The organism is Clostridium sp. YIM B02569 (assembly GCF_022320765.1).
GTDB classification, from domain to species: Bacteria; Bacillota; Clostridia; order Clostridiales; family Clostridiaceae; genus Clostridium; species Clostridium beijerinckii.
This window is the reverse complement of record NZ_JAKJJX010000006.1, coordinates 177,708-198,053: the sequence shown is the minus strand read 5'-3', so window position 1 is coordinate 198,053 and position 20,346 is coordinate 177,708. Positions and strand designations below refer to the sequence as shown.

The following is a 20,346-nucleotide window of genomic DNA, read 5'->3' as shown; positions in this document are numbered from 1 at the left end:
AGTAAACTTGTGTTTCATTCGGATCAAGGTTGGCAATATAAAATGAAACTCTATCAAACAATGTTAAAAAAGAGAGGAATAGTTCAAAGTATGTCTCGTAAAGGAAAATGTTATGATAACTCTGTGATGGAAAATTTCTTTGGATTGTTAAAGTCGGAGTTATTCTATTTTCAACAGTTTGACTCTTTAGAACACTTTAAGGCAGAACTTGAAGAATATATTGGTTACTATAATAATAGAAGAATTAAGAACAAACTAAAAGGACTGAGTCCTGTTCAATACAGAATTCAATCCTTCATGATAGCTTAGTTAAATTTGTCTAACTTTTTGGGGTCAGATCATTTTATCGATGTTTATTGCCTTAAATATTATCTCTATAGGAATTGACTTAAATTTATGCTATTCCTCAATAGATATCTTATAACTACACTCAAATACCTTATCAGTTGATAGGGATATCGTACCCTCTTTATCACTAAATTCACCTGCAAAATCTTCATAATCAGCATGCCCAAACCATGGTTCTATACATAGAAATGGTGCACCAGTTTCAGGTGCCCAAATACCTAAGTCTGGAAATCCTTTAAATTCTATACTTAAAGACTTATCATGATTTTTTGATTTCAATGATATCTTATCAGATTTTAGATCATCAAATACTAATACTCCATCTTTAAAGAGTTCTCTAGAAAGTGGTAATGTATGAGTATCTCTAAGACATTCTGTCCTTTTACGAGAAAGATATGTATCCTTAGTTATCTCAATAATAGAACTTGTCTCTTTTTTATTGAATTGTAGATAACACTCCTCTAATTCTTCACCTTTCTCTATAGGACACATAAATGCTGGATGAGCGCCAATTGAGAATACTATATCCCTATCATCTAAATTTATTACTTTATATGTGACTATAATAGAATTTTCTTCTAATGTATATGTTACAAATAAAGAAAACCTATAAGGATATATCTTTAATGTGTCCTCTGAGTAATTTAATCCAAAAGTTAGTGAATTATTACTTTCTATTAATAAGGTAAATTCAGATATTCTAGCAAGTCCATGTGCGGGCATTTCATATTGAATTCCATCAACTTTAAATTTAGAATCCACCACCTTTCCAACTATAGGAAACAAATGTGGTGCGTGATATTTCCAATACTTCGCATCTCCGTTCCAAAGATATTCTGTACCTTCTTTTTGTCCTGTTATCGAATGTAACTCTGCACCATGGGTACTTGCTGTGATTTTTATTTTTGAATTTTCTATCGAGTAAATCATATAAATCATCCTTTCATAGATATTAAATTTATGATATATATATGTTGCAATTCACAATTACAGCTAAAATTCTTACAATATTTTTAGAATTATGATGAAGAATTATTTTTGCAATATATATATTTAATAAAAATTATGAGAGTTAGGTTCTTAAGTCTCCCTAACTCTCACATATATATATTAACTTAAGGGGGATATCATACGTAGGACTTATCTAAATTTCTTCAACTGTTACCTTATTAAAAAGTTCGTTTACTATAGATTCACTTACAAATCCTGTTTCTTTTTCCATAGCATTTGCTGTTCCGCAAGCTGAAGCAAATTTCAAAGTATCTTTGATATCATATTTTCTTTGCAGTGCTACTGCTATTCCTGCAACATAAGAGTCGCCTGAACCTACAGGGTTTACAGTCTCAATCTTTGGCACATTTACTTTATAATACTTTCCTTCAAATCCAGCTATTGAACCGTCTTTTCCTAAAGATATAGCTACAAGTGATATTCCTTTAGATTGGAATTCCTTTATTTCTCTTATAGCATCTTCTACAGACCTAATGCTTCTTCCTGTTAGTGCTTCTATTTCATCCTTATTAGGTTTAATAAAGTATGGTTTGCCTTCAATACCTTCTCTTAAAAGCTCACCACTTGTATCTAATAAAAATTTCTTGCCTTGAGAATTGGCCATCTCCACTAATTTCCTATAGAAAATCTTAGGCACATTTTTAGGAACACTTCCAGAGGCTACAACAACACTAGCTTTCTCAATCAAGTCTATATATTTATCTAAGAAATTTTGTTGTTCAATTTCACTTACTTCTGGTCCTGGTTCGAGTATTTCTGTCTGAACATTATCATCAGTAATAAATGCTAAACAAGATCTCGTTTCTCCACTTATTTTTACAAAATCTTGTTTTATTCCATATTTCTTAAGACTTTCTTCTATAAATTCACCAGATTTACCTCCAAGTAAACCTGTTGCTATACAATCTTCTTTTAAGATAGTTGCTACATTAGCTACATGTAAGCCCTTTCCTCCTGGTGTATTTTCTACATACCTTGCCCTCATTACTTGTCCTTTTTTTATATCATCTATTTCATATCTCTTATCTACAGAGGCATTAAGGTTTATAACTAATATCATCTTTTTTCTCCTCCATCTTGTATTAATTTTCTATTTCTTATAAAACAGAAATTAATATCTATTTGCGCTACCACAAACTTCAATCTTATGCTTCACTATCTTTTTCATAGCTTCTTTGCCTGGAGTCATATATTTTCTTGGATCACTTTCCTCTGGGTGTACCTCAAAAAACTCTTTCACAGCACTTGAAAATGGAATCTTTAAGTCTGTAGCAACATTTACTTTGCATATTCCAAGTGAAATAGCTTTTTTAACAAGCTCGTCCGGTACATCAGATGCTCCATGAAGTACTAGTGGAACACTTACTTTATTTCTGATTTCCTTTAACCTTTCAAAATCAAGTTTTGCTTCTCCTTTGTATAATCCATGTGCTGTTCCTATTGCAACAGCCAAAGAATCTACTCCAGTTCTCTCTACAAACTTCGCTGCATCATCAGGATTTGTATACATAGTATCTTTCTCATCTACGACTAAATCATCTTCTCTTCCGCCTAATTTTCCTAGTTCAGCTTCAACAGTTGTATCAAATTTATGAGCATAGTCTACTACCTCTTTTACAATAGCAATATTTTCTTCAAATTCATGTTTTGAAGCATCAATCATACATGATCTAAAGCCAATATCTATGTCTTTTTTAATTTCATTGACATCTTCAAAATGGTCTAAATGAATAGCTATTGGAATGTCATATTTCCCTGCTGCAACTTCTGCCATAGCTTTTATATAATCTGGCCCTGCATAATCTGTAATTGTTGAAGGTGTTCCAGCTATAATTACAGGAGATCTCATTTCGTGTGCTGTTTCTACTACAACTTGTAGTGTCTCTAAATTATGAATATTAAAAGCAGGTACTGCATACCCATCCTTTTGTGCTTTTTTTAACATTTCTCTAGTTGATAATATCATTTTTACTCCTCCTCTTAATTTGAATATGTACAATTTTTTATATTAATATTTCTAATTTACATTTAAGAATTACATAATGAGCTTTAAGTTTCTAAGCGTTTTTTCTTATTACACTTCTTCAAAGCGAAACGTTTAGCTTTAATGGTAAATTATATGTTTTTTTCATTATATATCAAAAACTTACTGCCTTCAAGTCTAATTTAATATCTTTCATAAATATTGAAAATGTATTTTTTATGTATAAATTTATCTTTCTTGCAATAAAATTATGATTATTAAAAACATCTTTCTATTTCTAATTCTTTAAACTAAATCTATCCAATTGCTCTTTTAATAGTTGTGATTGAGATGCTAACTCTTGGATTTCTGCTGCAACTTTTTGAGATGTATTTGAATTCATCTGAACTACAGTAGATATTCTGTCTAACCCACTAGTAATCTCACTTATTTCTAAGGTTTGATTCTCAGAAGATATTGAAATTTCTTTAACTAAATTGGTTGTTTGTTCAATATTGGTGACTATATTTTGTAATGATTCAACGGTTTCTTGCGCTAAACTAGTTTCTTCATCTACCGCCTTTATGGATTTTCCAATTATTTGAGTTGTATTTTTAACTGCTTCTGAAGATTTTTCTGCTAATATCTTAACTTCATTTGCAACAACCGCAAAACCTTTACCTGCTTCACCTGCTCTTGCGGCTTCTATCGCGGCATTTAATGCAAGAAGATTTGTTTGTTTTGAAATATCCTCAATAGTATTTATTATATTAGCTATTTCTCTAGATGATTTATTCACTTCTTCCATTGACCTCATTAGTGTATTCATTCTCTTACTACCTTCAGCCACTATCTCTTTAGTCGTACTAGAAAAATTATTTGCTTGCTCTGCATTTTGTTCATTTTTTCTTGCTTTATCTAATATTTCATTAAAGCTAAAAGCTAATTTTTCTATAACATTGGCTTGTTCTATAGACCCTTCTGAAAGAGTTTGAGTCGTTAATGCAATGCTCATAGAAGTACTTGCAACCAAATTGACAGCAGTATTGATATTGTTAAAAATATCATTTAACTTATAAATAATTTTTTCTAATGAATCTCTCATTGGTATAAAATCACCCTTATATTCCATTTCAATATCAATATCTAATTTTCCATCTGATATATTTTCTAAGATCGAAGATAAATCTATTATATATGATTTTAGTGTTTTCACAGTTTCATTTAAGTTTTTAACCATAATTCCAAGTTCATCTTCTGACACAAAAGTATCATCATCTTTGAGATTTCCTTGAGATATATCCGCGGATATCTTCATAACATGATATATACCTTTAATTATAATTTCTTGCATTATTTTAGCTACTAAAATTGCTGTTCCAAGTATGAATATTATCATTAATATATCTATTATGAAAACCACATTTTTATATTGGTTCGTTTGACTAACAAATTCGCTTGCTGTTTCCTCTGAAATCTTTGAAATATTAGTTAAGCAATCTAAAGCACCATCAATATTTTGTTTGTATGTACCTTTCATCATGCTTATTGCCTGATTATTGTTTTTTTCTAGAAGAGCTTCACTTATCTTATCCCTATATGCTTGTGAGGCACTCATATATACTTCAAATGAATCGATTAACTTCTTTTGCTCAGAAAACAAATTTCTGAGACTCTCTACTTTTTCTTCAATTTTTTCAGCTTCATCATTCGCATTTGCCACATTATCTTTTATCTTTTGCGGATCTGTTTCTAACATAGCCTCATACATATTTTTATCCATTATCATAAAGTCATTTCTCATATCCCATATCATGTTAGTAACATTATATGGTCCATTATATAAAGTGTTAGTTTTATTTGCTACACTTCTTAAACTTATCAATGTTGTGATGACGCAAAGAATTGTTAGTGCAATAATCAATGAGAATCCTATCCCTATTTTTCTTTTAATAGGGTAATTCTCTAATTTTGCTTTAAATATCTTATACATTTGAATCAACGCTCCTCACAATCTGTTAAAATTGTTATCGGTAATAACATTATAATTTATCTGTGATTTCCTAAAAAACAGTTTTAATGCAAGGTTATTCTTATAAATTTAAATTTCATATTTATTTGATTTAGATGCGAATAGTAAATTTATAGTCTGTGAGCACTTGAAGTTTGATAAAACTTTGCGTTTATATCTTTATTATCATGAGTTACTCACAGACTATTTTAAATATCTTTTTTGTATTTCACTAAACTAGATTTCAAAATATTTTTCTTAATTTCGCTACAATGACCTTTAAAATATATTTTATTTATCGATTCAATACTACTTTAATGGATATAAAACTTTTTGTGATTCATCATCATTAAAGTTTTCTGGTGTTACAATAACACAACCTGTATCAACATTTTTTTCAATTTTTTCTCCATTTAAGCTTTTCATAATATTTTCTACTGCATCATATCCCATTGTATATGGTTTTTGAACAGCTGTAGCTTTTATAGTCTTATCTTGTAGTAAAGGAATAACATCATCTGATGAATCAAATCCAACTACAATAGCTTTTGAATTTGTTTCTTTAACTCCTCTTGCAACACCAACTAGTGATTGTTCATTAGCTCCATATATTGCTGTTATATCTGGATGTGCTGTTATTATATCTTGAGTAAGTGTCAATGCTTTAGCCTTATCACTATCGCAATATACTGTTTGAACAATTTCCATACCTGAGAATTCGCCAATAGCTTTTTTAAATCCTTTTTCTCTTGCTATTGCTGATCCGGCTCCTGGACTAAAACTTACTATTGCAACTTTTCCTTTTCCTCCAGTTAATTCTCCAAGTTTTTTACCAACTTGATAAGAAGCTTGTTCGTTATCTGTTGTTGCATATGATAAATAATCTTTAACATCACAAGCTGAATCTATTAAAGCTAATGGAATTTTAGCATCTATTAATTTTTGTGCTGCTGGCGCTACTGCCTTTGAATCTGAAGCTGCCAATACAACACCATCTGGTTTTTGGCTTACTGCATTTTCAACGAGAGTAACTTGTCCATTAATATCAGATTCTCCACCTGGTGCTCCCACAAAATCTATGCTAGCTCCATATTTTTTAGCTGCCTCTTCTGCTCCTTTTTTAACCGTTTGCCAATATGGTGATTCTACAGTCTTAACTACTACTGTTATTTTCTTATTTCCCCCATTACTACTACCACCATTACTTGCTTGATTTGATGATGTACCTCTTCCGCACCCCATTACAGCAACACTTGAAACCATTGCTAATGCAAGAATTAAAGCTAATTTTTTAGTTCTTAATTTCATAATAATTCTCCCTTCATCCTTCTTGATTTGTTCAATTATTTAAAATATAGTGTTTAGTATTTTTATATTTATAAAATTTTATTTATCTTGATATAATAATGCTTTAGTAAATACTTATTCATATCATTTTTTGTTTCATTATTGCATCAGTTATATAATAAAATTTTAATAATATCGTTTACTTCTCTTACATTATTTTAGCTGTTTTCTTTCTTCTATAAGTATCTAATGCAACTGCAAATATAATTACAAGACCGATTGCTACTTGTTGCCAGAATGCACTAACACTTAATAGATTTAGGCCATTTCTTAAAACTCCTATTACAAAAGCTCCAATTATTGTTTCTCTTATTTTACCTACACCACCTAAAGGACTACATCCACCAACTATTGCTGCTGATATTCCATCCATTTCATAGCTAAGTCCAGCAGTAGCTTGAGCTGATACTAATCTAGATGCTAATATTATTCCTGCTGCAGCTGCTAATAGCCCTGAAATCATATAAACGCCAATTTTAGTTCTATCAACATTAATTCCTGAAAGTTGTGCTGCATCTTCATTACTTCCTAAACAATATACATATCTTCCAAAAGTAGTTTTTCTTAAAATAAATCCGAATATAAATGCAAGAGCAAACATAATAAGTACTGCTACTGGTATTCCTAGCACTTTACCTCCACCAATTACATAAAAGCTTTCTGGTAATCCTGATACAGGTAGCGCACCTGTGATAATATATGCTGCACCTCTTGCAATACTCATCATTCCTAGGGTTGCTATAAATGGTGCAATTTCAAGCTTTGTTATTGCTAATCCTGTCAATAAACCACATAGAGTTCCTACAGCAAGACCTGCTAGTATAGAAATCGGTACTGGAACTCCATAAACCATAAGTTTACCTGAAACAACACCTGAAACCGCCAACACTGATCCAACAGACAAATCTATTCCCGAAGTTATAATCGCATATGTTTCTGCTATTGCTAAAACACCTATTACCGATGTCTGCAATGCTATTGTAAGTAAATTATTAACAGTTAAAAAATTTTCACTTAATATTGTGAATACTATTCCCATTAATAAGAGTCCGATAAGAATCCCTGAATTTTTTATTAAATATTTTAAATCTACAGTTTTTTCTTTTGAATTTACAACTACTTTTTCCATCTCCATACCTCCAAAACTTTAACTTATTGCATAAGAAAGTATATTTTCTTCTGAATAATCTTTTTTCTCTAACTCTCCTGCAACACTTCCTTCTCTGAAAATAATAACTCTATCGCTAACCCCAATAATTTCTGGTAGTTCTGATGATATCATTATTACACCTATTCCGCCTTCTACAAGCCTTTGCATCAATTCATATACTTCGTATTTTGCACCGACATCTATTCCTCTAGTTGGCTCATCAAATATTAATATTTTAGGGTTTCTACTTAGCCATTTTCCTATTATTATTTTTTGTTGATTACCACCACTTAAATTTTTAGCTAATTGATTCATACTTGGTGTTTTTATTCTAAGACCTTTTATATAAGATTCAGCATTTTCTCTAGCTTTTTTATCATTTACAACTTTAAATTTACTGATTTTCTCTAGATTAGATAAATTGATATTATATTCTACCGATTGACCTAAAGCTAGTCCATCTTTTTTTCTATCTTCTGTTAGGTATGCTATTCCTTGACTCATAGCATCATGTGTTGATCTTACCTTTATATCTTTTCCTTCTATTTTAAATTCTACAACCTCAGCTTTATCCGCTCCAAATAAAATTCTGGCTAACTCTGTTCTTCCAGATCCCATTAAGCCATAGAAACCTAAAATTTCATTTTTGTATAAGTTTACATTTTCTATATCAAGCTTCTTTCCTTGTTTAACTTTTTTAATTTCTAAGATAACTTCTTTTTTATCAGATGCCTCATATTTTGCTGTGGGAAATTTGTTGCTCATATCCCGTCCAACCATTGATGCTATCATGTCTTTCATCGTTATGTCTTTGTAAGCACATGTCTTTATAAAATTTCCATCTCTCAATATTGTTACCGTATCACATATTCTTTCTAGTTCCTCTAATCTATGTGATATATATATAATTCCTACACCTTTTTCTTTAAGTTCTTCTATTACTCTAAATAAGTTTTCTGTCTCGCTTTCTGTTAAGGCAGCTGTTGGCTCATCCATGACTAAAATCTTACAATTTACTAGTAGCGATTTTGCTATTTCCACCATTTGTTGCTCAGCCACACTTAAATTTGAAACCTTTTCATCAGGGTTGATTTTAAGGTTTAAACTATCTAGCAATTCTATAGCTCTTTCTTTTTGACTTTTATCATCAATTATAAATTTCAAGCTTTTGTTCATTTTTTCACGTTTAATAAATAAATTTTCCGCGACAGTTAAATCCTTAAATAGATTAAATTCTTGGTACACTATACTTACACCCAGTTTTAAGGATATATCAGGATTTAGTTCTTGTATTTCCTGGCCTTCTATAAATACCTTTCCAGCATCTTTTTGATGAACCCCTGCTAATATTTTCATTAATGTTGACTTTCCTGCTCCATTTTCTCCAACTAAAGCATTAAGTTCTCCTTTTTTTAATAACAAATTAACTCCTGATAAAGCTTTAACTCCTGGAAATGATTTTTCTATATTTTCCATTCTTAATAATTCATCCATTTTATACTTCACCACTTCCTATTATTTTTTCTCGCTAAACGTTTAGCTTTTTTTATTCAATTAACATCTAACCGTTATTTTATATAATGATATCACATTATGGTATCATTTACAATATGTAATTACATAATATTATAGAAATTTTCACCTCCAGTTTTTATTTACATACATTGTAAATAGCGGAGTTAATATTATAGTAATTATTACTGCAGCAGCGATTTGAGTAGTTGCAGATTCAACATAAATCTGAAATCTATTATCTAGTAACGCTAATGCCGAAGGCGTTGCTATAGCATTACCTGCAACACTAGATAGCGCAGCCCCTGCATATCCTGGTCTTTTATTTATAACCTTATCAATCACCACCAAAGGTATTCCTGTTCCTATAAGAACAATTAGTCCAAGTAAAACTCCACCTAGTCCAGCTTTTACAACGTTTTGTAAGTTTATAGAAGCGCCTATACAAAAGCCCATTAAAGGAATTATCATAGTTATTCCTGGTTTAAAAAACGCCCCTGTCTCTTCATCTATATTTCCAATTAACATTCCAACTAAAAATGGTCCCATTACACTAATAAAACTAATTATCGATATATTAGCCTTGCCACCTATCCCTAAAATTATAAGGGTAAAAAAAGCTCCTGTATTAAAATTTAGTATATTCTGAGCGGCTAAATCTTTTTCATCACCATACTCACTTACTAGAGTTAAATACAAATTATTATTGCTATTAGTAGCAGCTCCAACAATTGCAATTGTAGATATGCCTAGAATACCATCAAATCCGAAATATGCATTTAATGTAATTCCAATAATGGCTCCAGATAAAACTTTTGCAGCCAGCAATACAGCTCCTCTTTTAAAGCACTCTTTAATATCTCTAATTTTAAAATTTGTTCCTAAGCAAAATAAACATATTCCTATTATCGTAGCAGATCCTTGCGCTGAAAATAAAGCGGTTGTAAACGATCCTATTTTCATTACATCCGGTATAAAAGTGTTTATTACAGCAGCTAATATTAATGGAACCATCATTAATCCACCAGGCACTCTTTTTATAGTTTTTAAAATTTGCAAAATGTTCACCTCTGTTTGCTATATACTTTTTTCAATTATGTTTTGCTGGTCATTTTAGTTTCACTTTATATAATTTGCATAGATCTAGTGAAATTTTTATAGCATATACTCATGGGTAAATTTCTATCAGCTTAAAAACATAAGTGCCTGATATATCATTATAAATTCTTAAAGAGTTGTTATTGTCCCATCAAGATCCCATAGGTCTTCCCAACTTTTAGCACCTTCCCATAAGAATACTTGTCCTTTAATTAGACGACAATTCTTATCTGCCTCTTCAAGCTCTTTCATTTCTTCATCAGTTAAAGGATCTTCAATTGCACTTAAAAGATTGCTATAGTATTCATTTTCGTGAATTGAGAATGGAATTGGTGTATGTCCATGTTGAACTCCCCATTTAACACAAATTACTGCTGGGTGAACATTGTGCGCTTTTGCGATTTTAACTACTGTAGGTTCTTCAATATCTGCAATATCACTATCAGTTTTATCTCTATCTGGACGAGTTGGTGATCCAATTGGGCAGAATCCAATTACTTCTATACCATTATCTTTACAGAATTTATATAATTCTGGTTGTTGGAAACATGGGTGCAATTCCATTTCATTAACAGCTGGCTTAATCTTAGCATCTCTTAATATTAATTTTAATTTAGGAATTGTTACACTAGATGTTCCTATATGTTTTACTAGTCCCATTTCAACTAATTGTTCCATTTGTCTCCATGTCTTCATGAAATCTTCATGTATATATGGTTTTGCATTTGGATCACGAGAATCTACTGATACTCCTTTAGCATGGAAGTTAGGGAATGGCCAATGTACAAAATAACAATCTAAGTAATCTAATTGAAGATCTTTTAATGTTTTCTTGCAAGATTCTATAACATTATCATGTTGATCATTCCAAACTTTTGATGTTATAAATAATTCTTCTCTTTTGATTCCACTTGCTAATATTTCCTTATAAACTTCACCAATTAAATCTTCATTTCCATAAACACTAGCTCCATCAAAAAGCCTAAATCCTAATTTAGCTGCTCCTTTTACTGCATTTGCAATATCTTCAGCTGAAAAACGATCTGAACCGAATGTTCCCATTCCTATTCCAGGCATTTTAGCCCCTGTATATAATGTTCTTTGTGGCACTTTATTTGGGTCTATAGGTGTAAAATTCATATTTATCTCTCCTCTTTAATTTATTTCTTATAGTTTATTTTTTATAAATTCTTCTAATATGATTTATCTTAAAATAGCTATTAATCAGCTATTGATTAAGCTTGTCTATTCTTATATAATTAACTTTTAAATCTCAAACAATACTTTTGTGGCGCAAGCTTCTCTGTCTCTCATTATTTCAAATGGTGCTAACCCATCTTCTAATTTATATACATTTGTAATCATTGATTTTAAATCTATTTTCTTTTCTTTAATATATTCAACTGCTGTAGTCCATTCATATCCTGGATAAGGTGCACTATAAGACATCCATGAACCTGTTATATTTAATTCTCCTCTTAATATCTTTTCAAAAGTCTCTGGTTTAAGAGTTAAATCTCTAGTTGCAGTTCCTATATATACAACTGAACCACATTTTTTTACTATCTCTAAACATTGGGCTTGAGCTATAGGTGATCCTGAATTTTCAACTACTACTTCTGGCTTACCATGTTCAGTTAAATACTCATTTAAATCCACCTTCATTGAATTTATTACATCATCCGCACCTAATTTTTTTGCCAATTCTAATTTTTTGTCAACAACATCTACCATATAAACTTTGCCTGCACCTACTGCCTTCAAACACTGAAGTGCTAAAAGACCTATAGTTCCTGCACCGAAGACTAAAGCTGTTGCTCCTGCTTTAATATTAATTCTTTGAATACCATGTAGTGCTACTGTTAATGGCTCAATCATAGCTCCTTCTTTATAATCAACTTCATCTGGTAATTTAACTACATTTTGAGATTTAACTGCTACATACTCTGCCATAGCTCCATTTTGCCTAGAGCCTATAAATCCATAATTACTGCACATTGCAGGCCTGCCTTGCTGACAAGCTTCACATTTTCCACATGGTAGTAATGCTCCTGCTGTAACCCTATCGCCAACCTTAACGTTCTTTACTTTCTCTCCTACTTCAACTATCTGTCCAGAGAATTCGTGCCCTACCACTATAGGAAATGAATGTACGCCTCCATCTAAAGCTCTTGGAAGATCAGATCCGCAAATTCCACAGTACTTAACTTTTATCAATACTTCGTCATCCTTATATTTAGGTATTTCTAAATCTTGCAATTCTACCTTTGAAATGCCAGTTATAACTAATGCTTTCATTTCTACACCTCGCCTTTTTTGAATGTGTCTTTCAAATTTTCATATATTTCTAAATATATAGGATAATATCTCTTATATATTTCATGAGCCTCCATATTAGGTTCATGCACTCTAGTAATTTTTATAGTTCTTTGAACTGCTTCCCTATAATCCTTATAAAGACCAGTACCAACTCCAGCTAATATTGCTGCTCCTAAGGTAGTCGCTGTATCTGAAGTTGGAACTTTAATTCGTTTTCCTGTTACATCACTTTTTATTTGAGTCCAAGTTAAACTATTAGCAGCTCCACCGATAGCAATCAGTTCCTCAACATCAACATTTACCTCTTTTGCAGTTTGTAAATTATGCTCTAATGAATAAGCTGTTCCTTCTAATATAGATCGTACTATGTGTCCCTTTGTCTTATCATATCCTAGACCATAGAACACTCCTTTAGCATGTTTATCCCATATAGGTGATCTCTCACCTGCCATATATGGTAAATATATCACTCCATCTGCTCCAATATTGACACCCTTTGCTTTATTTACTAGTGCATCAAATGAATTTTCTCCAGTTTGTTCTTCCATATGCTTTTCGTATTCTCCAAATTCATTTCTAAACCACTTAAGACTTCCCCCACCAACTGTTCCTCCTTGGAGTAGCCATGCATTCGGAATTACATGAAATCCTAATATCAATTTTTTATGGCCAATTGGCTTATCTAAACAAATACTCATGCCACCAGCTTGTCCACCTTGCTCCTGCGTTTGTCCAAACTCAATAACTCCAGCTCCTAATGTTCCGCAAGCTGCATCTAATCCACCAGCTACTACCGGTGTTCCAATTGCTAACCCAGTTTGCTTTGCTGCAATATCGTTTACAGTTCCAACAACTTGATCACAAGGAACTATGTCTGGTAACTTTTCCATAGGTATTCCTAATTCTTCGCATAGTTTAGCATCATATTTTCCCGTTTTCATATCAAAGCAATGAAGTCCATATCCTTGGGATAAATCTTGTGTCATAGCACCTGTTAATTTGAATGCTATGTAACTATTGCTTTGAAGGAATTTATAAGTTTTAATGAACACATCAGGTTTGTTTTCTTTAAGCCATAAAATCTTAGGAGTTGTGTATGTGGCATCAAATGAATTACCACTCACTTCGAATATTTTGTCTTCTCCTATTTTTTTTATAACTTCCTCACATTGTTTTGTAGATCTTCTATCCATCCAGATCATTGCATTATGAAGAGGTTTACCTTCAACATCCACAGGGAGTGCAGCCCAACCTTGTCCATCTATTCCAATACCTTTTATTTGTTCTGGATTAATATGACTCTGTTCAATGCATTCCTTTGTTGCATCACACACAGCATTCCACCATTCTTCAGCATCTTGTTCTACAAAATCCTTTTCTGGATAATACACTGAGTATGCCTTATTAGATTGTGATACTACATGTCCATCTAAATCAAATATTGCAACTTTACAAGCTGATGTTCCAATATCTATTCCTAATAACAACTTTTCCATCGTTTCACCTCTTTATAGATTAATATTTCTAATTCTATTAACTTTACTCAGTTACAACGCCTTTTTTAATTAAAATATTTGCATATAATGCTGATTCGCCGGTAACTACAACCGCATATGCTTTTTTAGATCTTTCATAAAAATCCCATTTATCCATATATTCAAAATCTGTAAAATCATCATGACCATTCTTAACTATTTTTCTATATTCCTCCCAAATTGTAGGAACTATAGGATCACCTTTTACAACTTCCATCAATGCCACTGGTTTTTCAACATAAGTATCAAGAGGGAATAATTTTAATATAGCCTCCAGAACTTCTGGAACATTGTGTCCATCTAATCTAGCTAACCTTTGAGAATATGTTCCAGCCGGAAAATTTCCGTCAGAAATCACAATTTCATCTGTATGACCCATTTCCATTAAAATTTTCAAAAGCTCTGGTGATAATATTTTCGAAATTCCTTTTAACATATTAGCTCCTCCTAATTGTTTCGCCTATTAACTTTCCACTATAGCGAAACGTTTTGTTTTTTATTTAAAAATCATGTGTAATTTCTTACACACGTATTTTCACTTAGCTTTTCCAATAGATTTAGTAACAATTAAATCTGATTTCAATCTATTTATTGATGGGAAATTGCTATTATCCCCACTCATTCTTTTAAGCAATAATTTTGCTGTCGTTTCACCTATCTTTTCCATAGGTTGAACTACTACTGACAATGGCGGATTCAATACCCTTATTAATTCCATATTATCAAAACCTATTATAGATAAATCCTCAGGTATATTAATCCCCATTTCATTTATCGCCATTACTGCACCTAATGTCATTTCATAATTAGTTACATAAACAGCAGTTGGCGGATCATCCATGCTCAATAATTCTTTGAAAAGAGCATATCCACTATCCATTCTGTAATCTCCGTATTTTATTAAATTCGAATCAATTTTAAATGAATAATCTTCATGCACTCTATAATAACCTTTTAATCTTTGCTCAGCAGTATACATTTCTTGGGGTCCTACAATTACCCCCACTCTTTTATGTCCCTTGGTAAATAAGGTTTCTACTGCATTGTATGATGAATTTAAATTATCCCCAAGTACCACATCACATTCTATATCTTTTAAAAGTCTATCAATAAGTATTACTGGTATTCCACTTTCTAATATCTCACGTAACTCTTTTACTTCTTTCCCTGATGGCACTAAAACTATTGCGTCTACTGACTTATTTACTAAGAATTCTAATTTCTTCTTTTCTAAGTCATAATCTTGCTTATAGTCACATATTATAGTTCCATAACCGTCTTTCAAAAGAACATCTTCTATTTTTGAAACAATTGATGTAAAAAACAGATTATTTAAATCTGGTAGAGCGATCCCTACTGTTCTAGTTTTATTAGTCTTTAATCCTCTTGCCATTTCATTAACCGTAAAATTTAATTCTTCAATGGCAGCTTGAATTATTTCTCTATTTTTATCTAAAACATTTCCACCATTTATGTATTTAGATATAGTTGCTATTGATAAGCCTGTTTTTCGAGCTACATCTTTAATTGTCGCACTTATTATAACCACCTCCCTAAGTGAAACGTTTAGCTTAATTCAATATTATATCTTTCTATTTTATTTGTCAATAGATAATGTCTAATTTTACTAAATAAATTAGTAATAATTTATTTTTTTATAACATTAATTAATTGAAAATGTCTAAGCCAGTGCTCAAATTGAGGAATGCACTTCAAACCTACTATATAACTTTAGAGTTTCCATATTTGATTTTATGTCATTAAAATTACTGCCTAGCACTTGCCTTTTTAGCATTCCTCTTTTTGATTTATTCTATTTTTTATTATAATATTTCTATTTTCTTAACTCCTCATTGAATAATTAAAATATTAGTCACCAAATAGGATAATACGTTTAGCTCTGTATATTAATGTTTAATATTCTTACTTATAAGCTCCATAAACGTTTCAGGGGGAACTACTCTTACTCTTTTGTTTTCTTTTAGCATTTTCGTAACTTTCTCCACGTTACTTGTCTCTTTTGTCCATACGTGCACATAGACAAAGGAGTATGCTTCTGGACTATGGATATTTGTTTGTCCTAAACTAACTCTATCATTTATCCTTTTTACTAACTCTTCTTCGTCTTCAAGTGAATTCCAAAGTAGATCTCTGCAAGACACTAAGGGTTTATTATTAGACCATAAAATTTCTCCTTTATAATTATCGTGTCTATGATAATCAAGATAAAATAAACCTTTTATATTTGATTTTTTAGTAAACTCATTCCATAGTTCAACATCATGAAAGGCGGAATCATCTATTATTGATACGTAATTTTCATTTACTCTTTTCATATAACTATTTAATGAGTCAGCATATGAACTTAATTTATTACGTGGAAACTTACTTGGATATATGTACCCATTTCCAGAGGGAGCCACGATAAAATTATTCCTTGGATTTTCATTGCTTACGCTTTTATAATATAAATCAAACACAGTAGGACTTAAATAATATAACGCTGGAGTCATAGACCAACCTAAAGAAAGTTTGTCTCTATTTTCATACCCAAACCACTTAGACGAACCATAATTAGTTCCAAGGTTCCACTGCTGATTGTCTCCATCTGACATTATAAAAGTAACATAATGAACATTTTCTTCTTTAGGAACTTTTAATGAAGAGTTTTTATTAATATGAGGTTCTTTGAAAGCACTTAATGTAGTTAAATTATAGGACCAATCTGCTGCAACCATGCTTACACCATATTTTGAAGCCGTACTTACATTAATAAACTCATCTGGCCCCCAGCCCAAACATGTAGCGTTATCATCCACAGAAGAAAATATTTTATCTCTAAGAGCTGTTTTATCTACACCTCCTTCGTAAAATATTAAAGATTTAGTCATTATGGCATAGTCCCTTAATGCATCAATTCTATCAGGAGAAAGCTCCATTACCATGGAATGATTTAATCCTTTATTCCACAAATTATCATAGGCCCAATTTTCATCTGTACTTCTGCAATCTCCTTTACTTTCTATACCAAGTTCCTTTATTTTAGGTTCCAGCTTTTCATCAATAACTATAGCGTTTTTAAGGCATGCTAAGGAACAAGCATTGTTTATTGAAGGATCTTTAGTTTCACCATTATAAAGCACGTACCCTTTTATATAGTCTTTATATATTTTTATTAGCTCCCAAGGATCTGATATCATTTCATAAGGTACATTATGATTACTTTTTAAATCTTCCAACCATATTTTATAATCAGGCTGAGAAGAATTAAGTGTATATATTTGAAAAGAACAATGATTATTAACTAGCCCCTGAAGGCTAGTTATCATTGTTCTTTCACCAGGTGTCATAGAATCTAAAGAAATCGCATATAAAGATTTAGGAACTATATTATTTTTCATATAAACAGAATTTACATTTGATACCTGGATAGCATTAGATTTATCTGTTTCATCTATACTAGAAGCTTTACTATTCCACTCACTCCATTTAGTATCAAATGAGTCTCCATTAGCTTTGCAATAATCATAAAATTTATTTAAGAATCCCATTCTTTCATTATTATAAAAGGACTTCAATGTAGTATCCTCAAAATTTGCTAATGCCAATTGTCTTTTAATTATGCCATCAGCATTGACATCTTTATAATTATTAATCATGTCATACATTATCATGAAAGTAGATGTTCTTCCTATACCCTCTTTGCAATGAAAGTGAAGCCAAGAATCTTTTGGTTTATTTTTTATGAATTCCATAAAATAATCAACCATATCATCAGTAGGTATTCCACCATCTCTAACTGTTACTCTTTCATATCCTAAATTTTTTGATTTAGTAAGTTCTTCTTCGCTTTTAACTGTTTTAACATCCATGGTTTGTTTAGAGTTATTATAAAAAGTTATAGGTTCATTTAACTTTATACTTTTTAAATCCTCTTTTTCTTTAGCTATAACTTGATCTCTTGTAAGTCCTACATTAGCATTATTCTTTGCATCTGCCCAGCTAACTGCAAATCCATTTATGAATCCGTGACACTCTTGTCTTAAATCTATTACTGTCATAGTCAGAGAAGTATCAATTGCCTTTGTTAAAAGATCTATATTATTCCCTGAAAATTGTTGACTGCCAGAAATATTCAGCTTATCTAACCCTTTAAGATCTAAATCTTTATTGTCCTTTACAACTGCTAAATCAGTAGTTTTTCGGAAGTGCTTTGGTAAAACACTATTATAATTAACTGAGTCTAAAATTAGATGTACTCCATTATCCTTATCCGACGGTACCTGAGCTATTGCATTGTTGTTCACTGCAAATGAGAAAATGCTGACTATCAGCAGCGTTAAAATTGTAATCCTTTTAAAATTTTTCTTCATATTGTTCCTCCTATTTTTAGATAATCATTAGTTATAATGATAGTATCCGATAGGAACATAATTTTTATTCAAAATAGTAATTTAAAATTATATAAATTCAAAATATCATATATTTCTTCTTGCACCTTAATCTATATATTAATATTGTATTTACTTTATTTGTATTTATCTAGAATCAATGCATTACAAAGTTTATTGTAATTTTATATACTTTTTATCCTTCCTCAAAATATAAGATATTAAATCTAAACCATTCATAGTTTAACATTAATAAGTGGAACTTTATGCCATGTGTAAGTATATCTATAAATTATAGACCTTTTATATAGATATCAAACTTTAAGACTAGATTTATGTGGTAACTTACCAAAACCATAAATATTTTGATTCCAAAAACTATGAAAATATCGTTGAAGGTTCTAAGCATCATGTAGCTTATGGTTTAGATTGATTAAATATAAGTTAACATTAGTGATAAATTTCAAGTGCTAAGTTAATAAAGTATAAGGAGGATGAGGACTAACATGTGCACAGCAATAACACTACAATCTAAAAAGATGGAAAATTTTTTTGGAAGAACTATGGATTTTTCTTATGATATTGAGCCAGAACTTTATGTCGTACCCAAACATTATCTCTGGAATAATGCTCTTAGCATGAATAAAATTTGCGATCACTATAGCTTTATAGGAATTGGACAAGAAGCAGGTGGAATGCTTGGTTTTTTTGATGGAGTAAATGAAAAAGGATTTGCAGCTGCAGCATTATATTTTGCAGGTTATGCTAAATACAAAAATCATAATGATTCCATTACCAGGGAAGCTGTTTCTTCCTTAGATTTTCTTCATTATATTTTAGGAAGATGTGAATCAGTAAAAGATCTTAAAGAAATATTAATGGAGATAGATATTGTAGGTCTTGAAGATCCTGTAACGCAAACAGTCGCGCCTTTACATTGGATTGCTACAGATAAATGCGGAGAATGTGTCGTCATTGAACAAACAGAAAAAGGTCTAACTTTATACAAAAATTCAATTGGAGTTATGGCAAATAGTCCTGATCTTCAGTGGCACATGACTAATTTACGAAATTACATGAATGTATCTCCAACTCAGACTAGTGATACATGCTGGGGAAACATTCATTTAAGGCCATTTGGTCAGGCAGGAGGAACTATGCAATTACCTGGAGGCTACACATCTCCAGAACGATTTGTAAGAACAGCATATCAAAAAACACATATTAAAGCGCCTAGTGACAGTTTAGAAGCAATAAATACATGCTTTCATATTATGGAAAGTGTTTCTATTCCAAAAGGGATAGTAATAACAAATAGAGATACTTATGATTATACAAAATACACTGCCTTTGTTAATACAAATACTTGTGAATACTTCTTTAAAACTTACGATAATCCTAATATTACAAGAGCAAGCCTTTGGGATAACTATAAAAAGAATACTGAGCTAATCTCTCTAGGAAAGTTAAGGCGTCCAATTAAATTTGAGAAAATATAGCATTGATTCTACCATTTAAAATATATAATCTACACTTACGAAGGATACAATATCCATGGATTTGACCGTGCTATAATTTTATGAAGGATAAAAAAGTTCACCATACAGCAATGATGAACTTTTTTTGAGTACATATTGTACTCTACTATTAATTTATTTTTA

Annotated in this window: 16 protein-coding genes; 2 read left to right on the top strand and 14 right to left on the bottom strand. The window is 31.1% G+C overall.

Going from position 1 to position 20,346, the window contains the following annotated elements; genetic code table 11:
* The coding region (locus tag L3B96_RS07905) for an IS3 family transposase (protein WP_238860101.1) at positions 1–309 on the top strand (309 nt) is incomplete at its 5' end.
* A gap of 90 nt (positions 310–399) precedes the next feature.
* Here the strand turns inward: L3B96_RS07905 and L3B96_RS07900 are convergent.
* From L3B96_RS07900 to L3B96_RS07835, 14 genes are all read right to left on the bottom strand, one after another.
* Positions 400–1,278 carry an aldose 1-epimerase family protein gene (locus L3B96_RS07900; RefSeq protein WP_238860100.1) on the bottom strand — a complete coding sequence of 293 codons (879 nt, stop codon included), beginning with the start codon at positions 1,276–1,278 and terminating at the stop codon, positions 400–402.
* A gap of 214 nt (positions 1,279–1,492) precedes the next feature.
* Complete coding sequence (locus L3B96_RS07895; protein WP_238860098.1) at positions 1,493–2,419, bottom strand: 1-phosphofructokinase family hexose kinase; 927 nt, start codon at positions 2,417–2,419, stop codon at positions 1,493–1,495.
* Positions 2,420–2,470: 51 nt separating this feature from the next.
* Entirely contained in the window at positions 2,471–3,325 is an 855-nt protein-coding gene (locus tag L3B96_RS07890) for a tagatose bisphosphate family class II aldolase (protein WP_026885631.1), read from the bottom strand.
* Positions 3,326–3,620: 295 nt separating this feature from the next.
* The gene (locus L3B96_RS07885) at positions 3,621–5,315 is read right to left on the bottom strand and encodes a methyl-accepting chemotaxis protein (RefSeq protein ID WP_077831099.1); all 1,695 of its coding nucleotides are present in this window, start codon (positions 5,313–5,315) and stop codon (positions 3,621–3,623) included.
* Positions 5,316–5,642: 327 nt separating this feature from the next.
* On the bottom strand, positions 5,643–6,641 hold the full coding sequence (locus L3B96_RS07880; protein WP_077831100.1) for an ABC transporter substrate-binding protein: 999 nt from the start codon (positions 6,639–6,641) through the stop codon (positions 5,643–5,645).
* A gap of 187 nt (positions 6,642–6,828) precedes the next feature.
* Positions 6,829–7,809: an ABC transporter permease gene (locus L3B96_RS07875; protein ID WP_017210282.1), complete on the bottom strand. Its 981-nt coding sequence runs from the start codon at positions 7,807–7,809 to the stop codon at positions 6,829–6,831.
* Between the two features lie 18 nt (positions 7,810–7,827).
* Positions 7,828–9,324, bottom strand: coding sequence for a sugar ABC transporter ATP-binding protein (locus L3B96_RS07870; RefSeq protein ID WP_077831101.1), 1,497 nt, complete (start codon positions 9,322–9,324; stop codon positions 7,828–7,830).
* A 144-nt stretch (positions 9,325–9,468) separates the two neighbouring features.
* Positions 9,469–10,410: a 2-keto-3-deoxygluconate permease gene (locus L3B96_RS07865; RefSeq protein WP_238860096.1), complete on the bottom strand. Its 942-nt coding sequence runs from the start codon at positions 10,408–10,410 to the stop codon at positions 9,469–9,471.
* A gap of 159 nt (positions 10,411–10,569) precedes the next feature.
* Positions 10,570–11,580 carry an aldo/keto reductase gene (locus L3B96_RS07860; protein ID WP_238860094.1) on the bottom strand — a complete coding sequence of 337 codons (1,011 nt, stop codon included), beginning with the start codon at positions 11,578–11,580 and terminating at the stop codon, positions 10,570–10,572.
* Between the two features lie 126 nt (positions 11,581–11,706).
* A complete protein-coding gene (locus tag L3B96_RS07855; protein WP_077843140.1) occupies positions 11,707–12,738 on the bottom strand; it encodes a galactitol-1-phosphate 5-dehydrogenase in 1,032 nt (343 codons plus the stop codon).
* A gap of 2 nt (positions 12,739–12,740) precedes the next feature.
* Positions 12,741–14,255, bottom strand: a complete 1,515-nt coding sequence (locus L3B96_RS07850; protein WP_238860092.1) for an FGGY-family carbohydrate kinase — start codon at positions 14,253–14,255, stop codon at positions 12,741–12,743.
* 43 nt (positions 14,256–14,298) lie between these two features.
* A complete protein-coding gene (locus tag L3B96_RS07845; protein WP_238860090.1) occupies positions 14,299–14,730 on the bottom strand; it encodes an RbsD/FucU domain-containing protein in 432 nt (143 codons plus the stop codon).
* Positions 14,731–14,829: 99 nt separating this feature from the next.
* Positions 14,830–15,843, bottom strand: coding sequence for a LacI family DNA-binding transcriptional regulator (locus L3B96_RS07840; RefSeq protein ID WP_238860088.1), 1,014 nt, complete (start codon positions 15,841–15,843; stop codon positions 14,830–14,832).
* A 358-nt stretch (positions 15,844–16,201) separates the two neighbouring features.
* Positions 16,202–18,667, bottom strand: a complete 2,466-nt coding sequence (locus L3B96_RS07835; RefSeq protein ID WP_238860087.1) for a GxGYxYP domain-containing protein — start codon at positions 18,665–18,667, stop codon at positions 16,202–16,204.
* A 524-nt stretch (positions 18,668–19,191) separates the two neighbouring features.
* Here L3B96_RS07835 and L3B96_RS07830 point away from each other — a divergent pair.
* A complete protein-coding gene (locus L3B96_RS07830) occupies positions 19,192–20,184 on the top strand; it encodes a choloylglycine hydrolase family protein (protein ID WP_238860085.1) in 993 nt (330 codons plus the stop codon).
* Positions 20,185–20,346 lie beyond the last annotated feature (162 nt).

Excerpts from the sequence above, each read along its gene's own strand:
- L3B96_RS07880 (WP_077831100.1), bottom strand. The coding sequence starts at position 6,641 with ATGAAATTAAGAACTAAAAAATTAGCTTTAATTCTTGCATTAGCAATG.
- L3B96_RS07860 (WP_238860094.1), bottom strand. The coding sequence starts at position 11,580 with ATGAATTTTACACCTATAGACCCAAATAAAGTGCCACAAAGAACATTA.
- L3B96_RS07875 (WP_017210282.1), bottom strand. The coding sequence starts at position 7,809 with ATGGAAAAAGTAGTTGTAAATTCAAAAGAAAAAACTGTAGATTTAAAA.
- L3B96_RS07850 (WP_238860092.1), bottom strand. The coding sequence starts at position 14,255 with ATGGAAAAGTTGTTATTAGGAATAGATATTGGAACATCAGCTTGTAAA.
- L3B96_RS07845 (WP_238860090.1), bottom strand. The coding sequence starts at position 14,730 with ATGTTAAAAGGAATTTCGAAAATATTATCACCAGAGCTTTTGAAAATT.
- L3B96_RS07835 (WP_238860087.1), bottom strand. The coding sequence starts at position 18,667 with ATGAAGAAAAATTTTAAAAGGATTACAATTTTAACGCTGCTGATAGTC.
- L3B96_RS07890 (WP_026885631.1), bottom strand. The coding sequence starts at position 3,325 with ATGATATTATCAACTAGAGAAATGTTAAAAAAAGCACAAAAGGATGGG.
- L3B96_RS07895 (WP_238860098.1), bottom strand. The coding sequence starts at position 2,419 with ATGATATTAGTTATAAACCTTAATGCCTCTGTAGATAAGAGATATGAA.
- L3B96_RS07830 (WP_238860085.1), top strand. The coding sequence starts at position 19,192 with ATGTGCACAGCAATAACACTACAATCTAAAAAGATGGAAAATTTTTTT.
- L3B96_RS07885 (WP_077831099.1), bottom strand. The coding sequence starts at position 5,315 with ATGTATAAGATATTTAAAGCAAAATTAGAGAATTACCCTATTAAAAGA.
- L3B96_RS07855 (WP_077843140.1), bottom strand. The coding sequence starts at position 12,738 with ATGAAAGCATTAGTTATAACTGGCATTTCAAAGGTAGAATTGCAAGAT.
- L3B96_RS07870 (WP_077831101.1), bottom strand. The coding sequence starts at position 9,324 with ATGGATGAATTATTAAGAATGGAAAATATAGAAAAATCATTTCCAGGA.
- L3B96_RS07900 (WP_238860100.1), bottom strand. The coding sequence starts at position 1,278 with ATGATTTACTCGATAGAAAATTCAAAAATAAAAATCACAGCAAGTACC.